This is a genomic window from Campylobacter sp. 107, from assembly GCF_002383835.1.
In the GTDB taxonomy this organism is placed as follows: domain Bacteria; phylum Campylobacterota; class Campylobacteria; order Campylobacterales; family Campylobacteraceae; genus Campylobacter_D; species Campylobacter_D jejuni.
In genome coordinates, this window is record NZ_NXBA01000061.1 from 17,600 (window position 1) to 38,793 (window position 21,194).

At 31.2% G+C, this 21,194-nt stretch carries 22 protein-coding genes and 1 pseudogene; 15 read left to right on the top strand and 8 right to left on the bottom strand.

What is annotated here, in order from left to right:
- Window positions 1-5: 5 nt before the first annotated feature.
- The 14 genes from BGS40_RS07215 (at window position 6) to BGS40_RS07280 (ending at window position 14,537) form a co-directional block, all read left to right on the top strand.
- Window positions 6-2,618, top strand: coding sequence for a valine--tRNA ligase (locus tag BGS40_RS07215; RefSeq protein WP_057042761.1), 2,613 nt, complete (start codon window positions 6-8; stop codon window positions 2,616-2,618).
- 4 nt (window positions 2,619-2,622) lie between these two features.
- Complete coding sequence (locus BGS40_RS07220; RefSeq protein ID WP_057042759.1) at window positions 2,623-3,633, top strand: methionine ABC transporter ATP-binding protein; 1,011 nt, start codon at window positions 2,623-2,625, stop codon at window positions 3,631-3,633.
- Window positions 3,630-4,541, top strand: coding sequence for a methionine ABC transporter permease (locus tag BGS40_RS07225; protein WP_096738558.1), 912 nt, complete (start codon window positions 3,630-3,632; stop codon window positions 4,539-4,541). Before BGS40_RS07220 ends, BGS40_RS07225 begins: the two co-directional genes overlap by 4 nt.
- Window positions 4,542-4,732: 191 nt before the next feature.
- Entirely contained in the window at window positions 4,733-5,506 is a 774-nt protein-coding gene (locus BGS40_RS07230; protein WP_002872575.1) for a MetQ/NlpA family ABC transporter substrate-binding protein, read from the top strand.
- A 48-nt stretch (window positions 5,507-5,554) separates the two neighbouring features.
- Window positions 5,555-6,325, top strand: coding sequence for a MetQ/NlpA family ABC transporter substrate-binding protein (locus tag BGS40_RS07235; protein ID WP_052790166.1), 771 nt, complete (start codon window positions 5,555-5,557; stop codon window positions 6,323-6,325).
- Between the two features lie 8 nt (window positions 6,326-6,333).
- A complete protein-coding gene (locus BGS40_RS07240) occupies window positions 6,334-7,110 on the top strand; it encodes a MetQ/NlpA family ABC transporter substrate-binding protein (RefSeq protein ID WP_057096283.1) in 777 nt (258 codons plus the stop codon).
- An 84-nt stretch (window positions 7,111-7,194) separates the two neighbouring features.
- Window positions 7,195-7,857, top strand: a complete 663-nt coding sequence (gene flgA / locus BGS40_RS07245) for a flagellar basal body P-ring formation chaperone FlgA (protein ID WP_044260560.1) — start codon at window positions 7,195-7,197, stop codon at window positions 7,855-7,857.
- Window positions 7,854-8,417 carry a UbiX family flavin prenyltransferase gene (locus tag BGS40_RS07250; RefSeq protein WP_002893241.1) on the top strand — a complete coding sequence of 188 codons (564 nt, stop codon included), beginning with the start codon at window positions 7,854-7,856 and terminating at the stop codon, window positions 8,415-8,417. The genes flgA and BGS40_RS07250 overlap by 4 nt, the downstream gene beginning before the upstream one ends.
- Before the next feature lie 39 nt (window positions 8,418-8,456).
- Window positions 8,457-8,933 carry a pantetheine-phosphate adenylyltransferase gene (coaD, locus tag BGS40_RS07255; RefSeq protein ID WP_002893242.1) on the top strand — a complete coding sequence of 159 codons (477 nt, stop codon included), beginning with the start codon at window positions 8,457-8,459 and terminating at the stop codon, window positions 8,931-8,933.
- Window positions 8,924-9,502 (top strand): dTMP kinase, encoded by a 579-nt coding sequence (tmk, locus tag BGS40_RS07260; protein WP_002893244.1) that lies wholly within the window; start codon window positions 8,924-8,926, stop codon window positions 9,500-9,502. Before coaD ends, tmk begins: the two co-directional genes overlap by 10 nt.
- Window positions 9,499-10,725 carry a histidine--tRNA ligase gene (gene hisS / locus BGS40_RS07265; protein WP_052781888.1) on the top strand — a complete coding sequence of 409 codons (1,227 nt, stop codon included), beginning with the start codon at window positions 9,499-9,501 and terminating at the stop codon, window positions 10,723-10,725. Before tmk ends, hisS begins: the two co-directional genes overlap by 4 nt.
- A complete protein-coding gene (speA, locus tag BGS40_RS07270; protein ID WP_087704346.1) occupies window positions 10,722-12,557 on the top strand; it encodes a biosynthetic arginine decarboxylase in 1,836 nt (611 codons plus the stop codon). The genes hisS and speA overlap by 4 nt, the downstream gene beginning before the upstream one ends.
- Entirely contained in the window at window positions 12,558-13,196 is a 639-nt protein-coding gene (cysE, locus tag BGS40_RS07275) for a serine O-acetyltransferase (RefSeq protein WP_096738559.1), read from the top strand.
- 171 nt (window positions 13,197-13,367) lie between these two features.
- Window positions 13,368-14,537 (top strand): pyridoxal phosphate-dependent aminotransferase, encoded by a 1,170-nt coding sequence (locus tag BGS40_RS07280; protein WP_087691901.1) that lies wholly within the window; start codon window positions 13,368-13,370, stop codon window positions 14,535-14,537.
- A gap of 60 nt (window positions 14,538-14,597) precedes the next feature.
- Here the strand turns inward: BGS40_RS07280 and BGS40_RS07285 are convergent, their stop codons facing one another.
- Window positions 14,598-14,939, bottom strand: coding sequence for a cupin domain-containing protein (locus BGS40_RS07285; RefSeq protein WP_002886555.1), 342 nt, complete (start codon window positions 14,937-14,939; stop codon window positions 14,598-14,600).
- Window positions 14,940-15,008: 69 nt separating this feature from the next.
- The gene (locus tag BGS40_RS07290; protein WP_087691903.1) at window positions 15,009-16,031 is read right to left on the bottom strand and encodes an MBL fold metallo-hydrolase; all 1,023 of its coding nucleotides are present in this window, start codon (window positions 16,029-16,031) and stop codon (window positions 15,009-15,011) included.
- A 104-nt stretch (window positions 16,032-16,135) separates the two neighbouring features.
- On the opposite strand from BGS40_RS07290, the pseudogene BGS40_RS09950 reads away from it, so the two are divergent.
- Window positions 16,136-16,245, top strand: a pseudogene (locus BGS40_RS09950) (flagellar basal body-associated FliL family protein); the annotation flags it as partial.
- A gap of 45 nt (window positions 16,246-16,290) precedes the next feature.
- Here BGS40_RS09950 and dnaK read toward each other — a convergent pair.
- From dnaK to BGS40_RS09510, 6 genes are all read right to left on the bottom strand, one after another.
- Window positions 16,291-18,162, bottom strand: coding sequence for a molecular chaperone DnaK (gene dnaK / locus BGS40_RS07295; protein WP_096738560.1), 1,872 nt, complete (start codon window positions 18,160-18,162; stop codon window positions 16,291-16,293).
- Between the two features lie 22 nt (window positions 18,163-18,184).
- Window positions 18,185-18,715, bottom strand: coding sequence for a nucleotide exchange factor GrpE (grpE, locus tag BGS40_RS07300; protein WP_057042748.1), 531 nt, complete (start codon window positions 18,713-18,715; stop codon window positions 18,185-18,187).
- Window positions 18,712-19,503, bottom strand: coding sequence for an HrcA family transcriptional regulator (locus BGS40_RS07305; RefSeq protein WP_052797745.1), 792 nt, complete (start codon window positions 19,501-19,503; stop codon window positions 18,712-18,714). The genes grpE and BGS40_RS07305 overlap by 4 nt, the downstream gene beginning before the upstream one ends.
- A gap of 207 nt (window positions 19,504-19,710) precedes the next feature.
- A complete protein-coding gene (locus BGS40_RS09500; RefSeq protein ID WP_180753109.1) occupies window positions 19,711-19,989 on the bottom strand; it encodes a hypothetical protein in 279 nt (92 codons plus the stop codon).
- Between the two features lie 26 nt (window positions 19,990-20,015).
- Entirely contained in the window at window positions 20,016-20,651 is a 636-nt protein-coding gene (locus tag BGS40_RS09505; RefSeq protein WP_180753110.1) for a hypothetical protein, read from the bottom strand.
- Window positions 20,648-20,890, bottom strand: coding sequence for a hypothetical protein (locus BGS40_RS09510; RefSeq protein ID WP_167840566.1), 243 nt, complete (start codon window positions 20,888-20,890; stop codon window positions 20,648-20,650). Before BGS40_RS09510 ends, BGS40_RS09505 begins: the two co-directional genes overlap by 4 nt.
- Window positions 20,891-21,194: the final 304 nt, after the last annotated feature.

Here is a 21,194-nt window from a genome sequence, read left to right on the forward strand (position 1 = left end):
AAATAATGTATGATAAAAATTTAGAAAAAGAGTATTATCAAATTTGCGAAGAACGCGGATATTTTGAAATCGATGGCAATAAAACCATACAAGAAAAAGATAAAAATTTCTGCATTATGATGCCTCCTCCTAATGTCACCGGAGTTTTACACATAGGACATGCTTTAACTTTTACTCTACAAGACATTATGACGCGTTACAAAAGAATGGACGGTTATAAGGTACTTTATCAACCAGGGCTTGATCACGCAGGTATTGCCACTCAAAATGTTGTAGAAAAACAACTCCTTGCTCAAGGCATTAAAAAAGAAGAACTAGGTAGAGAAAAATTTATAGAAAAAGTCTGGGAGTGGAAAGAGCAAAGCGGTGGAAAAATTTTAGACCAAATGAGAACACTAGGCATCACTCCTGCATGGAGTCGTTTGCGTTTTACTATGGATGAAGGTTTAGCCAATGCAGTGAAAAAAGCCTTTGTAGAACTTTACGATAAAAGACTTATTGTACGTGGAAACTACATGATAAATTGGTGTACTCACGATGGTGCTTTAAGTGATATAGAAGTTGAATACAAAGAAAACAAAGGAAAACTCTATCATATTAAATACTTTTTAAAAGATAGCGATGAATTTTTAGTAGTAGCCACAACGCGTCCTGAAACTTTTTTTGGCGATACTGCAGTTATGGTGCATCCTGATGATGAACGCTATACTAAATTTGTGGGCAAAGAAGTGATTTTGCCTATAAGTAAAAAAGCCATTAAAATCATAGCTGATGAACATGTAGAAAAAGAATTTGGAACAGGGGTTGTAAAAGTTACTCCCGCTCATGACATGAATGACTATGAAGTAGGACTTAGACATAATTTAGAATTTATAAGTGTTTTTGATGAAAAAGGAATTTTAAACGAACATTGTTTAGAGTTTCAAGGTTTAGAACGCTTAGAAGCAAGAGAAAAAATCGTAGCCAAACTTGAAAGTCTTGGCTTTATAGAAAAAATAGAAGAACATAACAATCAGGTAGGATATTGTTATCGTTGCAACAATGTAGTTGAACCTTATATCTCCAAGCAATGGTTTGTAAAAAAAGAAATCGCTCAAGAAAGTATAGAAAAAGTCGCACTTGGCGAAAGCAAATTTTATCCAAATCACTGGATAAATAGCTTTAATGCCTGGATGAAAGATTTAAGAGATTGGTGTATTTCAAGACAACTTTGGTGGGGACATCAAATTCCTGTATATTATTGTGAATGCTCCCATGAATGGGCAAGCCAACATACGCCTAAAGCTTGCCCAAAATGCCAAAGTCAAAATTTCAAACAAGATGAAGATGTGCTTGATACTTGGTTTTCTTCGGGGCTTTGGGCTATGAGTACTCTAGGCTGGGGAAATGAAAATTGGGGTAAAGATAAAATTTGGTCTGAAAAGGATTTAAAAGATTTTTACCCTAATTCTTTACTCATTACAGGTTTTGATATTTTATTTTTCTGGGTGGCTAGAATGATGTTTCAAAGCACTAATGCCTTACATCAACTTCCTTTTAAAGATATTTATTTACACGCTCTTGTAAAAGACGAGCAAGGTAGAAAAATGAGCAAAAGCCTTGGAAATGTTATTGACCCAAATGAAAGCATTAAAGAATATAGTGCTGATATTTTACGCTTTACTTTAGCGCTTCTTGCTATACAAGGACGCGATATTAAACTTAGCAATGATAAACTTTTGCAAGTTAGGAATTTTACAAATAAAATTTATAATGCTACAAATTATCTGCTTTTAAATGAAAGCAAATTTGAAGATTTGGAAAATATCACACTTCATTCAGAATTAGCAAAATATATCTATACCAAATTTCAAACTTGTGTTAAAGATGTAAGAGAAAATTTAGACAATTATCGCTTTAATGATGCAGCCAATACTCTATATAAATTCTTTTGGGATGATTTTTGCGATTGGGGTATAGAGCTTAGCAAAGCAGAAAAATCGAGCGTTAAAGAACTTGGCAGTATTTTCAAAGAAGCTTTAAAACTCTTAAATCCTTTTATGCCTTTTATCAGTGAATATTTGTATCATAAACTAAGCGATACAGAACTTAAAACAAGCCCTTCTATTATGATAAGCAAATATCCAAATTTTAAAGAACAAGATAAAAATATAGAAAAAATCTTTTCTTTGCTCATAGAAAGCATAGTTGGTATCCGCCGTGCTAAAAGTTTAATCGATCTTGGAAATTCTAAAATAGAAAAAGCTTATATCAAATTTAACGATAAAAAAATCAAAGATGAAATCAAAGCTTATATGAATTTTATCATGATGCTCGCAAAGTGCGAGCAAATAGAATTTAGTGAAGAAAAATTACCAAAGGCAATATGTGATGTTAGCGAGAATTTAGAAATTTTTATTGCGCTTGAAAATATTGATTTAAGTGGTATTTTAACAAGACTTGAAAATCAAAAAAATAAACTTGAAAAAGAAAGCTTCAAGCTTAACTCCATGCTTTCAAATGAAAAATTCATTGCTAACGCACCTAAAGAGGTGGTGGAGCAAAATAAAGAAGCTCTAAAAAATTTAAAAATTCAACTTGAAAAAATATCAGTTGAACTTCAAAATCTAAGAGGTTGAAAATTTGATCAAAATAAAAAATTTAAAAAAATATTATGGCAAAGAACTCGTGATAAACGATGTTTCTTTGGAGATTAAAAAGGGTGAAATTTACGCCATAGTAGGTCATAGTGGAGCTGGAAAATCCACTCTTTTAAGATGTATCAATGGACTTGAGAATTATCAAGAAGGAAGCTTAAAAGTCTTTGATCAAGAAATTAAAGATTTAAGTCAAAAAAAATCAAAAGAGCTAAGAGTACTTAGAAAAGATATAGGGATGATCTTTCAAAATTTTGCCCTAATGGAACGCAAAAATGTATTTGAAAATGTTGCTATGCCTTTAAGAACACACTATACTCAGTGTAAATTTCATGCCAAGCTTTTTAATAAAGAATACATGAGTGAAAAAGAAATTGTCCAAAAAGTCAATTCTTTGCTTGAAATCGTAGGGCTTGATCATAAAAATAAATCCTATCCAAGAGAACTGAGCGGGGGACAAAAACAACGCGTTGCTATTGCTAGAGCCTTAGCTTTAAACCCAAAAATTTTACTTAGTGATGAAGCTACTTCGGCTCTTGATCCAAACACTACAAAAAATATTTTAGAGCTTATATCTAAAATCAATGCTGAATTTGGGATTACTGTTGTTTTAGTAACTCACGAAATGGATGTGGTAAAAGACATAGCTCAAAAAGCTTTATTACTTGAACATGGACAAATCATAGGAAGCGGAGCAATTGATGAGCTTTTTTTAAGGCCTAATGCCAAAATGAAAGAATTTTTAGGAGAAAGCGACTTCTTGCCTGAGCACGGACTTAATATCAAACTTTACTTTCCAAAAGAAGTTGCCCAAAATAGCGTCATCACTCATATGGCAAGAACTCTAAATATAGATTTTAACATAGTTTGGGGTAAAATAGAAAAACTGAATGGAAAAGCCTTGGGAAATTTAGTTATAAATATAAATGAAAAGGATAAAGACAAGGTTCTTGATTACATAGAAAAAAGTGGAGTATTATGGGAGGTGGCATCATGAATGAAGAAAACATCTCTATTCTCAGTGCTTTTTTTAGTAGAATTTCTCAATTTTTTAATGAATTTTCTTGGCAGGATATTAAAGAAGTGAGTTTAAGTTCTATCACGAGTTTCAATGAAAATTATGAAAACATTTTAAAATCTGCGCTTAATGAAACAATTTATATGAGTTTAATGGCTGTACTATTTGGATTTTTATTGGCTATCATTCCTGGAATTTTACTTGCTATTTGGGATAAAAACGGAATTAAAGAAAATAAAATCGCTTATAGTATTTTAGATTTTATTACCAATATATTACGCGCCTTTCCATTTTTAATTCTTATAGTTGTTCTTTTGCCACTTTCTAAAATCATAGTAGGCACAAGCATAGGTACAAATGCTGCCATAGTTCCTTTAGCTATCGGAATAGCTCCTTATTTGGCAAAGATGCTTGAAAGCGCTTTTAAAGAAATAGACAAAGGAATTATAGAAGCAGCAAAAAGTTATGGTGCTAGCAATATTCAAATTATCTTCAAGGTTATCTTTAGTGAAGCCCTTCCTGCTATAATTAGCGGAATTACCCTAACTTTGATCTTTACCATTGGTTTTTCTGCTCTTGCTGGAACTGTCGGTGGTGGAGGATTAGGAGATGTAGCTATTCGCTATGGTTATGAAAGATTCAACAAAGAAGTTATGATTCAAACTGTAGTTATTTTACTTATATTAGTTCAGTTAGTTCAAATTCTAGGTAATTTATTTTATACTTGGGCCAAAAATAGTAAAACTACATATATCATTGCCACTCTATTGATTTTACTTGGAGTTAACATAGTTATCAATATAAACAATAATGAAAATTTCTTTTGGCAAGTAATTGTTTTTATCTTATTTTTAGGAAGTTTGCTTTATAAAGGTTTCAAAAAATAAGGAGATTATATCTCCTCTTAAGATAAATATAAGTTTTTTTAAGTAAAATTTAAACAAAAAATTAAAGGAATTAAAATGATGTATCAGATGCGCTAATCTGACTATCAACAAGTTTTTACATGCTTCTTCCTGATAGTCAGAGTGAATTTATTAAGATTAAAGCAAGCACAAAATGACTAAAAAGGAAAAAAATGAAAATCAAATCTTTATTTATAGCAAGTATTTTAACATTAAGTCTTAATGCAAATGCATTAGAAACCATCACAGTTGCAGCAACCCCTGTCCCTCATGCCGAAATCCTAGAACAAGTAAAACCTGATTTAGAAAAACAAGGCTATAAGCTTGAAATTAAAGAATTTACAGATTATGTTTTGCCTAATCTAGCTGTTGATAACGGAGAAGCCGATGCAAATTTTTTCCAACATACTCCTTATTTAGAAGAATTTAATAAAAACAAAGGCACTAAACTTATCAAAGTAGCTGCCATACACATAGAACCTATGGCTGTTTACTCCAAGAAATATAAAAGTCTAGATGATATTAAAGAAGGAGTTAAAATCGCCATTCCAAATGATCCAACCAATGAAAGTAGAGCTTTAGATATTATTGCAAAAAAAGGTTTGGTAAAATTTAAAGATAAAGCTTTAAAAACACCTCTTGATATTATAGACAATCCTAAAAAAATTAAATTTGTAGAATTAAAGCCCGCACAACTTCCAAGGGCTTTAGATGATGTTGATTTTGCTGTAATTAATTCCAACTACGCTCTCTCTGCAAATCTAAATCCTGCAAAAGATAGCGTATTTATCGAAGATAAAGAAAGCCCGTATGCAAACATTCTTGTTGTAAGAGTGGGACATGAAAACGATCCAAAAATCAAAGCCTTAATCCAAGCTCTACAAAGTGATAAAATCAAACAATTTATCATAGAAAAATACAACGGATCTGTTTTACCTGCTTTTTAATTTTGTCCCTTACCTAGGGACTTTTTTCTTAAATACAAAGGAGTTTTTATGAATTTATTTAAAATTATTATACTCGCTTGCATTCTAAATTTATCTAGTCTATTTGCACAAAACATTACTATAGGAGCCACTCCAAATCCTTTTGGTAGCTTACTAGAACTAATGAAAGATGATTTTAAAAACAAAGGGTATGAGCTTAAAATAGTAGAATTTTCAGACTATATTTTGCCCAATCGTGCACTAGAGGAAAAAGAACTTGATGCAAATTTATATCAACACAAACCTTTTTTAGAAGAATACAACCTAAAGAAAGGTTCAAATTTAATTGCAACAACGCCTGTACTTATAGCTCCAGTAGGAGTTTATAGTAAAAAAATCAAAAATTTAGAAAATCTTAAAGAAGGTGCTAGAGTTGCTATACCTAATGATGCCACCAATGAAAGCAGAGCTTTAGAGCTTTTAGAGAAAGCAAAATTAATAGAGCTTAACAAAAATACTCTAAAAACTCCATTGGACATAAACAAAAATCCAAAAAAACTTAAATTTATAGAACTTAAAGCCGCACAACTTCCAAGGGCTTTAGATGATGTTGATATTGCTATAATTAATTCTAATTTCGCACTTGGAGCCGGTCTAAATCCAAGTAAAGATACTATTTTTAGGGAAGATAAAAATAGCCCTTATGTAAATTATGTTGTGGTACGCTCAGAAGATAAAAATAGCGAAAAAACCAAAGTAATTGATGAAATTTTAAGAAGCAATAAATTTAAAGCCATCATTAATGAACATTATAAAGATATATTAATCCCAGCTTTTTAGGAGTATAGATGAATATTAAAAAAATATTTTTAAGTGTTTTATTTACAATTAGTCTTAGTTTTGGAGCAGATAAAACCATAATCATAGGTGCAACACCAACACCTTATGCCGAAATTTTAAATTTCTCCAAACCCTTATTTCAAGAAAAAGGTTGGAAGTTAATAGTTAAAGAATTTAATGACTATAATATACCTAATATCGCTTTAAATGAGAAAGATTTGGATGCAAATTTATATCAGCATAAACCTTTTTTAGATGATTTCAATACCCATAAAGGAACAAATTTAAGTTCTTTAGGTGCTATTGTTTTAGTTCCTATGGCTATATATTCTAACTCCATAAAAGATATAAAAGACATTCCTAATGGTGCTAAAATCGCTATACCTAATGATGCTACTAATGAAAGCAGAGCTCTTGATTTGCTAGCTAAAGCAAATTTAATAGAATTTAAAAGTCAAAACACCCTTAAAACCCCTATTGACATAAGTAAAAATCCAAAAAATCTTAAATTTATAGAGCTTAAAGCCGCACAACTTCCAAGGGCCCTAAATGATACTGATTTGGCTGTTATTACCACAAACTATGCTCTTGGAGCAGGTTTAAACCCTTTAAAAGATGGTATTTTTATAGAAGATAAAGATAGTTTATATGCTATTGTTTTAGCTGCAAGAAGAGGCGAAGAAACAAGTCAAAAAAGTCTTGTTATCAAGGAAATTTTAACAAGCGATAAAATTAAAAATTTTATCATAGAAAAATACAAAGGCTCTGTTATCCCTGCTTTTTAACTCTATACAAAGCCTTCTAAAGGCTTTGTTAAACTTATAAAAGCTAAAATACTATTTATTGCATTATAAATTCTTAGGATAAAAATGAAAATTATTTTTTTAACTTTTTTTATTGTGATAAATTATATCCAAGCAGCTAGTTTAGAAGAAATCAAAACAGCACTAGCTAAAGAATTTAGAAATAATTTCCCTAAAATTATAATTTCTCAAATTGATTTAAAAATAACATCACTGCCTAAAGATTTTGATCAATATGAATTTCTAAGAATCGCTAATGGACGTTTTAATCAAGCACAAGGCTTTTTAAGGGCTGAATTTAAAACTCCGCAAAATATACAAAAAAATGTATTTTTTAGATATTTCATTCAAGCAAATTTAGAAGTTTTAAAAAGCGAACGCGCTATAAAAAGAGGAGATAAACTTGGAGCTTTTGACTATAAAAGCGTATTGATTGATTTTGATAAAGTTCCTTTAAATGCCTTAACCTTAGATGATGTGGATAATCTTGTAGCTAAAAGCAACATTAACAAAAATACCATTTTGAGAGCAAATATGTTTAAAACCACAGCTTTAATACGCCGAAATGATCCTATAATCGGGGTTTTAAGCGAAGCAAATGTTGATGTTTTAATCGAACTTGTGGCTTTGCAAAGTGCAAATATGGGCGAAAGGATTCGTGCAAAAAACAAAGAAGGTAAAGTTATGCAAGGTATCGTAGTGGGTAAAAATAGGATAATTATACAATGAAAGTTTTATTGGGAATTTCTGGTTCAAGCAGTGTCAATTTAGGCTTAAAATTATTAAAAAATTTAGAAAATCAATGCGAACTTTATTGTATTTTAACCCAAGGTGCAAAACTTAGCTTCAAAACTGAAAATCAAGTAAATTTAGAAGAAATTTGTCAAGAAAATTTTAAATACACTCATTTTTTAGATGATAAAAATTTAAGTCTAAGTGTAGCAAGTGGATCTTTTGGAATAGAAAAAACCATCATTGCTCCTTGTTCGATTTCAAGTTTAGCAAAAATTCACGCTGGTTTTGCAGACACTCTTTTAATGCGTGCTGCAGCAGTAGCCCTAAAAGAAAGAAAAAAACTCATCTTAGGGGTACGTGAAATGCCTTTTTCTACTTTAAATTTAGAACATATGTTAAAACTTAGCCAAATGGGAGTTATCATCGCCCCTCCTATTATCGCAAGCTATTCTAAAGCAAACAATCTAGAGCAAATGGAAAATTTTATCGCAGGTAAATGGTTAGATCTTTTAGAAATAAAACACAATTTATATGAAAAATGGCAAAATTTTTAGTTTAAATTTGTTATATTTTTAAAAAAAATTGGAGCAAAAATGACTTGTTTATATCCTGGGACTTTTGATCCTATTACCAACGGGCATTTAGATGTTATAAAACGGGCTTTAAAAATTTTTGATGAAGTCATCGTTGCTATAGCAAAAAGTGAACATAAAAAACCTTGCTATGATTTAGAAAAACGCAAAGAACTAGCCCTGCTCGCAACACAAAATTTAAAAAATGTTAAAATCATTGCTTTTGATAATTTACTTGTAGATTTAGCCAAAGAATTAAAAGTCAATACTATAATCCGTGGACTTAGAGCAGTGAGTGATTTTGAATACGAATTGCAAATTGGCTATGCAAATCACGCACTTTGGGAAGATATGGAAACCATTTATCTTATGCCAAGTCTAAAACATGCTTTTATTTCAAGTTCTATTGTGCGTTCTATAGTAACACATAGAGGTGATGTAAGTTCTCTTGTTCCAAAAGAAATTCTACCTTTTTTAAAGGATCAATCTTGTATGTAGTTTTTGAAGGTATTGACTGCGTAGGAAAAAGTACGCAAATTTCACTTTTAAAAGAAATTTACAAAGACGCCATTTTCACACTCGAACCTGGTGGAACAGAACTTGGAAAGCACTTAAGAGAAATTTTACTTAATAAAACTCATCCTATTAGCAAAAGAGCTGAACTCTTGCTTTTTTTAGCTGATCGTGCTCAACATTTTGAAGAAATCTTAAAAACCAATCAAAACAAACTCATTATCAGCGATAGAAGTTTTATTTCAGGCATGGCTTATGCCAAAGATTTTGAAAACGATTTGCTTTTTGCTTTAAATAGTTTTGCTTTAGAAAATTTTTTTCCACAAAAAATTATCTTTTTAAAAGGAGATGCAAGCCTTATCCAAGAACGCCTCAGTCAAAAAGAACTAGATAGCATAGAAAAACGTGGCATTGAGTATTTTTTAAGCGTGCAAGATAAACTCGAAAAAGTACTTCATTTTTTAAAAGAAAAAATTTCTATAGAAATTTTAACACTTGACGCAAAAGGAAGTAAAGAAAAATTACACCAACAAATAAAGGAATTTTTACAATGATTAACGCTTTAAAAGGAATGAAAGATTTATTAGATAAAGATGCTTATTATTATGAAAAAGTGATTAAAACCTGCGAAGAAGTAGCTAAAAACTATGGCTTTACTTTTATCAACACACCGCATTTAGAACTTTGCACCCTTTTTAAAAGAAGCGTAGGAGAAAGTTCTGATATAGTAGGTAAAGAAATGTATGAATTTATCGATAAAGGTGAAAATCATGTTTGCATGCGTCCTGAAGGAACTGCTGGGGTGGTGCGTGCCTATATAGAAAAAAAACTCGATAAAAACACTAGTGTGAAAAGATGGTTTTATCATGGTTCTATGTTTCGTTATGAAAGACCTCAAAAGGGTCGCTTAAGAGAATTTCATCAATTTGGAGTTGAAAGCCTTGGCATACCTAATGTTTATGAAGATGCAAGCATTATTTTAATGCTAGTAGAAATTTTCTCACGCCTTGGTATTGATTTTAAACTTCAACTTAATTCTTTAGGCTGCTCACAATGCTTGCCAAAATACCGCGATAGGCTCGTTGAATTCTTAGATTCCAAAGAAGGTTTTTGTGAAGATTGTTTGCGTAGAAAAAATTTAAATCCTATTCGTGTCTTAGATTGTAAAAATGAGCATTGTCAAAATTTGCTTGAAAATGCTCCGCTTTTGATCAATAATTTATGCACCTCTTGCCAAAAAGACTTTGAAACACTGCAACAAATTTTAAAGGATAATGGAGTTAAATTTGAGTTAGATTCAAAACTTGTGAGGGGTTTGGATTATTATTCTAAAACGGCTTTTGAATTTATAAGCGATGAAATAGGAGCAAAGGCTGCTATCGCAGGTGGAGGACGCTACGATAGACTTATAGAGTATTTAGGTGGAAAAAGTGGCTATGGTATAGGTTTTGCCATGGGTATAGAAAGAATTATAACTATTTTAGAACAAAAAGAAGAAAAGATTCAAAGAGAAGGAATTTATCTTTGTGCTATGGATGAAATTTATATCCAAAAACTTTTGCATATCGCTACAAATTTAAGAAAAGAATATAAAGTGCTTTTAAGCTATGAAGCAAGAAAACTAGCTAAACATCTTGAAAACGCGGATAAAAATAATACTGAAATTTTTCTTTGCATGGGAGAAAATGAAGCACAAAATGAAAGTTTGTTTTATAAAAATTTAGCAAAAAAAGAAGAAAAAATGATTAAAATTGCAGACTTAAAGAAGGTTTTATGATGGATTATGGTATTGATATTTGGGGAAATGAAAATTTCATTATCAAAAATGGTAAAGTTTGTATCAATTACGAGAAAAAACCTGCTATTATTGATATAGTTAAAGAACTAAGAGATGATGGATACAAGGGGCCTTTACTTTTAAGATTTCCTCATCTTATCCAAAAACAAATTGAAAATATTTACGGAAATTTCAATAAAGCAAGAAAGGAATTTGGCTATAAAGGAGGATTTAACGCTGTTTATCCTTTAAAGGTCAATCAATACCCTGGTTTTGTAAAAAATCTTGTAAAACTTGGAAAAGACTATAACTATGGACTTGAAGCAGGTTCTAAGGCAGAGCTTTTACTCGCTATGGCTTATAATAACGAAGGCGCACCTATTACCGTAAATGGCTTTAAAGATAGAGAACTTATCAGCATAGGCTTTATCGCAGCTGAAATGGGACATAATATCACTTTAACCATAGAAGGACTTAATGAACTTGAAGCTATCATAGACATAGCTAAAGAACGCTTTAAACCTAAACCAAATATAGGCTTACGTGTACGTTTGCATTCTGCTGGAGTTGGAATTTGGGCAAAAAGCGGTGGGATTAATTCTAAATTTGGACTTACATCCACTGAACTCATAGAAGCGGTAAATTTACTCAAAGAAAACAAACTTTTAGAACAATTTACCATGATTCACTTTCATCTAGGCTCACAAATTACCGAAATTCACCCCTTGAAAAAAGCCTTAAATGAAGCAGGAAATATCTATACAGAACTTAGAAAAATGGGAGCTAAAAATCTAAAAGCTATCAATCTTGGCGGCGGTTTAGCTGTGGAATACTCACAATTTAAAAATGAAAAAAGTAGAAATTACACCCTAAGAGAATACGCTAACGATGTAGTTTTTATCCTAAAAAACATAGCCGAACAAAAAAAAGATTTAGAGCCTGATATTTTCATAGAAAGTGGACGTTTTGTAGCAGCTAATCACGCTGTTTTAATCGCTCCTGTATTAGAACTTTTTTCTCAAGAATACGCAGAAAACAAACTCATACTTAAAAAACAAAATCCAAAACTTATCGATGAGCTTTATGATCTTTATAAAAGTATAAAACCTTCCAATGCTTTAGAATACTTGCACGATAGCATAGATCATTTAGAGAGTATTTTAACTCTTTTTGATTTGGGCTATGTGGATTTACAAGATCGCTCCAATGCTGAAATTTTAACTCATTTGATTACAAAAAAAGCCATCTTGCTTTTAGGCGATAAGCAAAATCCTGCGGATTTACTTGCCATACAAGATGAAGTGCAAGAAAGGTATTTGGTAAATTTTTCGCTCTTTCAAAGCATGCCTGATTTTTGGGGTTTAGAACAGAATTTCCCCATCATGCCACTTGATCGCTTAGATGAAGAACCGACACGAAGTGCAAGTATTTGGGATATAACCTGCGATAGCGATGGAGAAATTTCATACTCTAAAGATAAACCTTTATTTTTGCACGATGTAGATGTAGAAAAAGAAAATTATTTTCTAGGGTTTTTTCTTGTAGGTGCCTATCAAGAAGTACTTGGAATGAAACACAATCTTTTTACTCATCCTACTGAAGCTATTATAAGCATCAATGAAAAAGGCTATGAAGTCGAGGGGATTATAGAAGCGCAATCCATACTTGATACCTTAGAAGATTTAGACTATGATATACACGCTATCATGGATATACTTAATGAACGCATAAGTAATTCTAAGCTTGTAAATGATAAGCAAAAAAAGCATATTTTAGGCGAACTTTATCTTTTCTTAAATGATAATGGTTATTTAAAAAGCATAGGAGTTTAGATGAATTTTTGGGGTATTATAAAAGAAGATTTTTCTCAGCCAAAGGCACAAGATCCAGCTTTTAATTCTTGTATAGAACTTTTTTTTAATTATCCTGGAGTATGGGCTGTAGTAAATTACCGCTTTGCACATTTTTTTTACATAAGAAATTTTAAACGCATTGCTAGAATGATTAGCGGAATTTCACAATTCTTAACTGGGGTAGATTTGCACCCTGGAGCAGAACTTGGAAGGCGTATTTTTATAGATCATGCCAATGGAGTGGTTGTAGGTCAAACAGCAATCATAGAAGATGATGTTTTAATTTATCAAGGCGTTACTTTAGGTGGAACAAGCCTTGAAAAGGGTACTAAACGCCATCCAACCATAAAAAAAGGAGTAATCATAGGCTCAGGCGCAAAAGTGCTTGGCAATATCACCATAGGAGAAAATGCCAAAATAGGCTCAAATGCTGTAGTGGTTAAGGATGTAGGTGCAAATTTAACTGCCGTTGGCATTCCTGCTTATATTATCGAAGAGTGTGAAAATAAAAACATTAGAGCTATAGATGCAAATTGTGATGACAAACTAGAAAAGTTAGAAAAGAAAATTTTAGAACTTGAAAATCTTATATTAAAACAACCTGAATCACAAAAATAATAATTTTTTATAATACATAAAATTATATGTATTATTATGCGTATTAATTTTTCCTAAAAATTAATACAAATTTTCACATTTATTGAAATTTACAACTCATTTTTAAATTAAATTTATTGTAAAAATGCAATTTTCTGCTAAAATTAAACAAAAATTATCAAGGATTGAAAAATGCTTACAAAAAGATCTCAAGTTTTAGAAGAATCTATCACTTTAGCTATCACTGCACTTGCCAATGAACTTAAAGCCAAAGGCGAGGATATCATTAGTTTTTCAGCGGGTGAACCTGATTTTGACACACCACAAACCATCAAAAATGCCGCTATAAGTGCTATTGAAAAAGGATGTGGAAAATACACTGCTGTTGCAGGAATTCCTGAAGTATTAAAAGCTATTCAAATCAAATTTAAAAAAGATAATAATCTTGATTATGAAACAAATGAAATCATCACCAATGTAGGCGCAAAACACTCTCTTTTTGAATGTATAGAATGTTTAGTAGAAAAAGATGATGAAGTGATTATCCCTAGTCCTTACTGGGTAAGCTATCCTGAAATGGTAAAATTTGCAGGTGGAAAACCTGTATTTATAGAAGGCTTAGAAGAAAATGGCTTGAAAATTACCGCTGAACAATTAAAAAAAGCTATCACAGCTAAAACCAAAGTTTTGATGCTAAATTCTCCTTCAAATCCTGTGGGATCGATTTATTCTAAAGAAGAATTAACTCAAATTGCTAAAGTTTTAGAAGGAACGCAAATTACTGTTTTAAGTGATGAAATGTATGAAAAACTTCGCTATGATGGTTTTGATTTTGTAGCTTTTGCAAGTGTAAGCGAAGATGCTTTAAAACGCACTGTGACCATTAACGGACTTAGCAAATGTGGAGCTATGCCAGGATGGCGTTTTGGCTATATGGCAAGCAAAAATAAAGCCCTAATTTCAGCCGTTAAAAGACTTCAAGGACAAAGCACTTCAAATATTTGCTCCATCACTCAACATGCAGCCATTCCTGCTTTAAATGGAGAATGTGATGAAGATATAGAAAAAATGCGTCAAGCTTTTGAAAAACGCCGTAACTTAGCCTTAGATATGCTTAAACAAATCCCAAAGATCAGTATTTATAAACCAGAAGGTGCTTTTTATCTTTTTGTAAATATACAAAAAATAGAAAAAGATTCTATGAAATTTTGCCAAAAATTACTTGAACAAGAAAAAGTTGCCGTTGTTCCAGGTATAGGTTTTGGAATGGATGGATATTTTAGGCTTTCTTATGCTACGAGCGATAAGCTTATCAAAAAAGGTTTAGAAAGAATAGCAAATTTCATTAAAAACTATAAATAATTCTAGGTTAAAGCCTAGAATTATTTAAGCAAATTAAAACCTTATAAAATCAAAATAAAATCAAGGCTTTTTAAGCACAGCATTTACCCTTTGAATACTATCTGATTTATTTAAACTCAATCTTATTATAGAATTTTCCAATCCACCTAAAGAATGCGCTACATTTGCCTCTAGGCTTATCATATCTAAAACATTTAATTCAAATTTTTCCTTTTCCACTTCAAACCAAATTTTACCGCTTAAAACTTGAACATGTATAGCAAAAGGAGCTTTATGCTCTTTCATCACGCTATCTTTAGCTAATAAAATTTGAATTTCTTTACCTTTTTCATTATCAATTAAAACATTGATTTTCACTTCTTTTGGGCTAAATTCCGCTCCATTCCATTGAATGATTTTCACAAAATCTCCTTTTTTAGTTTTACAAAACTATAGCAAAAGCCAAAATATAAATTATAAACTTGTGTTAATTTATTCTTCTTTCCACCAAAAATCCTGTTTAAATTTAGCTCCTACTTCATAAGCCTCGCCCATTTTTGGTGTGATAAGGGGTAAATCTAAATTTTCATAAAGAAATTTTACCACCTCATTCCATGCATGAGTTCCTGCTAAAAATCTCCCCCAATGTATAGGCATGACAGCTTTTGCATTAAGATCTTTTGCTTCTTTTAAAATTTGCTCAGGAAAAGAGTGTGAATATGGCCAGGCGATATTAAATTGTCCGCTTTCAAGACAAGCTAAGTCAAAATCTCCAAAATACTCACCTATTTTTTTAAAATGTGTAAAATACCCTCCATCTGCGCTAAAAAACACTCTCTTATCTACACTTAAAAATTCCATCACAAAAGAAGCCCAAAGGGTTTTGTTTTTACCATCTCCCCTGCTTGAACTGTGTTGTGCAGGTGTTGCAATGATTTTTAAATCACCAAATTCTATGCCGCTCCACCAATCAAGCTCTATGATTTTTTTCTCACTCACTCCATAGCTTTTTAGATAATTTCCCACTTTTAAAGGTGTGATAAAAAATCGTGCTTTTTCTTTTAAAGCTTTTATACTCTTAGCATCTAAATGATCAAAATGCGAATGCGTGATAATCACAGCAAAAATTTCATTAAAATCATTTACATTATAAACAGGAGCATTTTTAAAAGCCTTGTTGATAAAAGAAATAGGCGAAGCATGAGTGTTAAAAATAGGATCAATCAAAATTTTATATTCTTTAAAACTTATAAAAAGCGAAGAATGTCCAAGCCAAGTAATATGCGGAGTGCTAAAACCACTCAAATCAGGCTTGAAAAAAGGTAATTTAAAAGAAGGAATGGCATTTTTTGGATAAAGATAATAATACCTCAAAATTTCTTTAAAAGACACTTTAGGAGTTATAAGACTTTGCTCATTTTCATTAAGAAAAATTTCATATTTTTTACCCTGCACTTTTTTAGCTTTTGATCGTTGTGTATTGGAAATATCAAAGGTTTTAAATGATAAATTCAAATTTTTCCTTTTATGTTTATTAAGATTATATCTAAAAAGTTTTTAGATTAATTTTATTTTATTGCTAATTTTTTAGTTTACTTGCACTAAAATGAATTGTCTGATTTAAATTAGAACTTCAAAAAGAATTGGTTAAAAAATCAATGAAAAATTAGGTAGCAAGCTAATAAAAGAATTATATTTTACAGTTTTTGTCATTTCTTTAAAATTTTAAAAAATTTTCAAGCCTTTTAAAAAGGCTTGAATAGAGATTTTAAGATTACTCAACTTCAGCGTCGATTACATCGTCATCTTTTTTCTTTTTATCATTTGCTGTGTTTGGCTCATCTTTTTTATACATATTTTCAGCTAGTTTGTGAGAAACTTCACTTAAAACTTTCATTTTGCTTTCAATCTCTTCTTTGCTTGCATTTTGATTTTTCAAAGTCTCACGCAAATCATCAAGAGCTTTTTGAATATTTTCTTTATCAGCAGTGGCAACTTTTTCACCCAACTCACTTAAAGATTTTTCTACTTGATGCGCCAAGCTATCAGCTGCATTTCTAGCATCTACAGCTTCTTTGCGTTTTTTATCTTCTTCTTTGTGAAGTTCAGCATCTTTTACCATGTTATTAATCTCTTCTTCGCTAAGTCCGCTTGAACCTGTGATTTTGATCTCTTGAGCCTTACCTGTTGCTTTATCTTTTGCACTAACAGTTAAAATACCATTTGCATCGATATCAAAAGTAACTTCGATTTGTGGCATACCACGTGGTGCTGGTGGAATTCCTTCAAGATTAAAATTTCCTAAAGATTTATTATCACGACTAAATTCTCTTTCCCCTTGTAAAACATTGATAGTTACAGCACTTTGATTATCTTCAGCGGTTGAGAAAACTTGCTCTTTTTTAGTTGGAATAGTTGTACCTTTTTCGATAATCTTAGTCATTACCCCGCCTAGAGTTTCTATACCCAAAGAGAGCGGAGTAACATCAAGTAAAAGCACATCTTTTACATCACCTTTTATAACCGCACCTTGAATCGCCGCACCGATAGCCACAACTTCATCAGGATTTACAGACTTATTAAGATCTTTATTAAAGGCTTTTTTCACTTCTTCTTGCACTAAAGGAACACGAGTAGAACCCCCTACCATAACGATTTCTTTGATCTCATCTTTTTTAAGCCCTGCATCGCTTACTACTTCATTGATTTTAGTGATGGTTTCAGCTACTAAAGAATCAATCATACCTTCAAATTTAGCTCTAGTAAGTTTTTTAACCAAATGTTTTGGCCCACTTGCATCTGCTGTGATAAATGGTAAATTAATTTCAGTTTCATTAGCTGAGCTTAATTCTTTTTTAGCATTTTCTGCTGCTTCTTTCAAGCGTTGCAAAGCCATAACATCATTTTTAAGATCTATGCCTGTTTCATCTTTAAATTCATTAGCTAGAAAATCTATAAGTTTATTATCAAAATCATCACCACCTAAGAAAGCGTTACCACCTGTTGCTAAAACTTCTACTACATTATCGCCAGTTTCAAGCACAGTAACGTCAAAAGTTCCCCCACCTAGATCATAAACCACAATTTTTTCACTATCTTTTTTATCAAGTCCGTAAGCTAGAGCTGCTGAAGTAGGCTCATTGATAATTCTTAATACATTAAGTCCTGCTATCGTTCCCGCTTCTTTTGTCGCTTTTCTTTGTGCATCGTTAAAATACGCAGGCACAGTAATAACCGCATCTACAACACTCTCGCCCAAGAAAGCTTCAGCATCTTCTTTTAGTTTCATTAAAACTTTCGCTGAAATTTCTTGCGGAGTATAAATTTTCCCTGCAATTTCAATAGCACAAGCACCATTTCTTTCAGTAATATGATAAGGAAGTCTTGTTTTAGCTTCTTTAGCCGCGTCTTCATTGATCATCAAGCCCATAATTCTTTTAATAGAATAAATAGTTTTTTCAGGGTTAGTTACCGCTTGGCGTTTTGCACTATCTCCTACTAAAACCTCGCCTTTATCTGTAAAAGCTACCACAGAAGGAGTTGTATTTTTACCTTCTTTATTTGGGATTACTTTACTCTCACCGCGTTCATACACAGCAACACAAGAATTGGTTGTTCCTAAATCTATACCTATAACTTTACTCATTTTTTATCCTTTTTATTAAAATTTATTTTGCTACACTAACTTTAGTTGGGCGGATTACGCGATCGGCTATTTTATAGCCTTTTTGAAGCACGGTAACCACTTCACCACTTTGATGATGTTCGCTATCTACATGAAACATTGCCTCATGTAAATTTGGATCGAACTCTTTTTCTTCTTTAATAAGAGCCACTCCATGCTTTTCAAGTTTTTTAAGAAACAAATCTAAAGTGTTTTGCACTCCTTCTTTGATTTTTAAGCTAATTTCATCATGGCATTCGACATTGATAGCTGCTTCTAAAGCATCTAAAACATCAAGCAAATCCTTTGCAAAGCTTTCATTTGCATAAGCCATAGCACTTAGCTTTTCTTTTTCCATTCTTTTTTTAATATTTTCAAATTCAGCGTTTGCACGCATATATTTGTCTTTTAATTCATCATAGTCTTTTTGCAATTTGTTTTGCTCAACATCTTCGATATTTTGCAAATTCTCATCTTGCAAATGTTCAGAATTTTCTGCGTTTTCGTTTTCAAATTCTTGCTTTTGCTCGCTCACGCCGCCTCCTTTATATATTGTAATATTTTTTTATAATCCGTATAAACACTACCTGCTAAGATAATATTTACATCTTCGCCCAAAAACTGCGCATCCACCTTAAGCCCCATAAAACCTTCTTTAAATAAAGGTTCAAATTCAAGACTTTCTTTAAAATAACGATGAACTCCACAATCTAAGAGCTTAACAAATTCATCATTTTGATAAATTTGATAAGCTCTTTCTTCATTGCTTCTATAGCAAATCAAATTTTGTCTTAAGCTAGCTATTTTTTCTACAAGATCTATAAAATGAACTCTCAAAGCTATTTTTTCTATACTAAAAAGATCCAATCCTATAAGACTTTGTAAAAAATTCCATGCTTCTTTTTCATATTTTAAAACGAGCTCTTCTTCTTTAAAATCAAGTACTATAAACTTAGCATTTAGATCAAGTACTTCTTTAAGTACTAAGCTTCTACCACCATAAACAAGACAGTAAATTTCAAATTCTTTACTCAACTCTTTTAAAAAATTCTCACTTTTGATATTGATATCTTGATCTTGTTCTTTTTTCCAAAAACTTTGCCAGTAATTTTGCATTGTCAAAATAGTAGGAATTCTACCACTACTTATATGAAGCTGAGTGATCAAACCCTCGTCGCTAAGCCTTTTAAGATAGACGCGTATAGTTGAAGCAGGGATACAAAGATTTAAATTCAATTCATTTGAACCAATAGGAACATTATCTAAAAGATAAGTTTGAATGATAGAATCTAAAATCAAATCCTTTTTATCTCGGCTTTTCATAGCTCTTTCCTTAAATTTTTAGCACTCTATTTTTTGATTGCTAGAAGTATTATACAACATTGAGTGTTATTTTGTCAAGTATAAATATAAAAAAATATACTTAATTTTATTTAGTCTATATGGCTAAACTTTTATTAGTTACTTTTTTATAAGAATACAATATATCAAAATAAAAAAACAATACACTTTATAAGATAATTATAAAAACTAAGCCCAAATTTTAATTAAATCAGCTATTTTTCCATAACTCATAGAATTTGTATCAAAATAAGTTTGCTTCATTTCGTTGATAATTTCACCAAGATTGTCATAATTAAGTTTAGTTGCATCTTTAGGTTTTAAACCTAGCATTTTTGCACTTCTTTGTTTAAATAAATCCACAAAACCTTCATAGAAAATTTTAAATTTATCCGGATTAAAAACAAGTTTTTTATTCCCAGTTTCTTTATCTTCAACTTCATCAAAAATTTTATCAGATAATTGCATTTTAAGTAGAGATTTTTCATCTTCACTTAAATCATCATTTTTACGCCTTTACATAATTTATCTAAGATATCTTTAATTTCTATTGTATTAGCTTGATCAAATTTAGTTAAAGTTAATATACCTACACTTTCAGTCCATCCAGAATTTGGAGCTTTGGTTTTTACTGCTTGCATGCCAGTTTCGCTAAAACTAAGCTCTCCATTAAAATCTCCATCTTTTCTTATCATTTTATCAAGCTCTAAACCTATAGTTCTACCAGCATAATCTGTATCTTTAGTATCATCTGGACGCATTTCTCTAAAATCTTTTTCAAAACCAAATAGAGTATCTACACTACCATTTAATTGTGTATAAGATTGCACAAAAAGTCCTAAATTTGTTTCCTGTGCTACAAAACCACTTTTCGTATCTTCAAGCTCACAATCTTCTAAATATCCATCATTATTTCTATCGCTAGCCACATAAGCTCTAGTATATGCTATATCAGCATACCATCCAGCCACGAAATTTTCAACTTTTCCACTTAATATATATGATCCATCAAGTCTTTTAGTCATATCTTCTTTGTCAAATTCAATCTCCAACTTATTAATAGCTGTTGAACTTAAAGCACTACGAACGAGTTTATTTGTAATAGGACCTCTAAAATATATAGTAGTCATACCTCTTTCAGCTTTTTTACTTTATCACTTACCTTTTGATTGAAAAATTTTTCATCTTCTAATCTTTGAAGCATAGTTTGAGCTACATCTGTTTTTTGCTCTTGAAATGAAGAGGAATTTTCATCTTTTTCATTAAGAGTCTTTGGTTTTAAATTCAACTTAAAAGATTTATATACACTAGCTTGCTGAGAAGATTTAGATATGGGTTGAAAATGATTAAGAAATTTTATAAAATCCATTTTGATGCCTTCAAATTTTCGACATCTTTTCAAAAATATTGCTAATATATTCTGCGTAATTTTAACTTAGAAAATTTTAAATTTTATCCTTCTAGTATTTTCAAATCCCTAAAAACACCCTATTCTCTCTAAAAACCCTAACCAGCAGCAAACTCTTTTTTTAAACACGATTCTAAGTATCATCTAAAACAACAATAAAAATAAACATAGGATTTATATATAAAGTAAGTAATGAAGACATTTAACAAGTCCGCAATGAGCTACTTTCCCCCTGCCAGTAAGGCGTAGTATCATCACCCACGAT

Excerpts from the sequence above, each read along its gene's own strand:
- BGS40_RS07215 (WP_057042761.1), top strand. The coding sequence starts at position 6 with ATGTATGATAAAAATTTAGAAAAAGAGTATTATCAAATTTGCGAAGAA.
- BGS40_RS07225 (WP_096738558.1), top strand. The coding sequence starts at position 3,630 with ATGAATGAAGAAAACATCTCTATTCTCAGTGCTTTTTTTAGTAGAATT.
- BGS40_RS07230 (WP_002872575.1), top strand. The coding sequence starts at position 4,733 with ATGAAAATCAAATCTTTATTTATAGCAAGTATTTTAACATTAAGTCTT.
- BGS40_RS07235 (WP_052790166.1), top strand. The coding sequence starts at position 5,555 with ATGAATTTATTTAAAATTATTATACTCGCTTGCATTCTAAATTTATCT.
- BGS40_RS07240 (WP_057096283.1), top strand. The coding sequence starts at position 6,334 with ATGAATATTAAAAAAATATTTTTAAGTGTTTTATTTACAATTAGTCTT.
- flgA (WP_044260560.1), top strand. The coding sequence starts at position 7,195 with ATGAAAATTATTTTTTTAACTTTTTTTATTGTGATAAATTATATCCAA.
- BGS40_RS07250 (WP_002893241.1), top strand. The coding sequence starts at position 7,854 with ATGAAAGTTTTATTGGGAATTTCTGGTTCAAGCAGTGTCAATTTAGGC.
- coaD (WP_002893242.1), top strand. The coding sequence starts at position 8,457 with ATGACTTGTTTATATCCTGGGACTTTTGATCCTATTACCAACGGGCAT.
- hisS (WP_052781888.1), top strand. The coding sequence starts at position 9,499 with ATGATTAACGCTTTAAAAGGAATGAAAGATTTATTAGATAAAGATGCT.
- speA (WP_087704346.1), top strand. The coding sequence starts at position 10,722 with ATGATGGATTATGGTATTGATATTTGGGGAAATGAAAATTTCATTATC.
- cysE (WP_096738559.1), top strand. The coding sequence starts at position 12,558 with ATGAATTTTTGGGGTATTATAAAAGAAGATTTTTCTCAGCCAAAGGCA.
- BGS40_RS07280 (WP_087691901.1), top strand. The coding sequence starts at position 13,368 with ATGCTTACAAAAAGATCTCAAGTTTTAGAAGAATCTATCACTTTAGCT.
- dnaK (WP_096738560.1), bottom strand. The coding sequence starts at position 18,162 with ATGAGTAAAGTTATAGGTATAGATTTAGGAACAACCAATTCTTGTGTT.
- BGS40_RS07305 (WP_052797745.1), bottom strand. The coding sequence starts at position 19,503 with ATGAAAAGCCGAGATAAAAAGGATTTGATTTTAGATTCTATCATTCAA.
- BGS40_RS09500 (WP_180753109.1), bottom strand. The coding sequence starts at position 19,989 with ATGCAATTATCTGATAAAATTTTTGATGAAGTTGAAGATAAAGAAACT.
- BGS40_RS09505 (WP_180753110.1), bottom strand. The coding sequence starts at position 20,651 with ATGACTACTATATATTTTAGAGGTCCTATTACAAATAAACTCGTTCGT.
- BGS40_RS09510 (WP_167840566.1), bottom strand. The coding sequence starts at position 20,890 with ATGGATTTTATAAAATTTCTTAATCATTTTCAACCCATATCTAAATCT.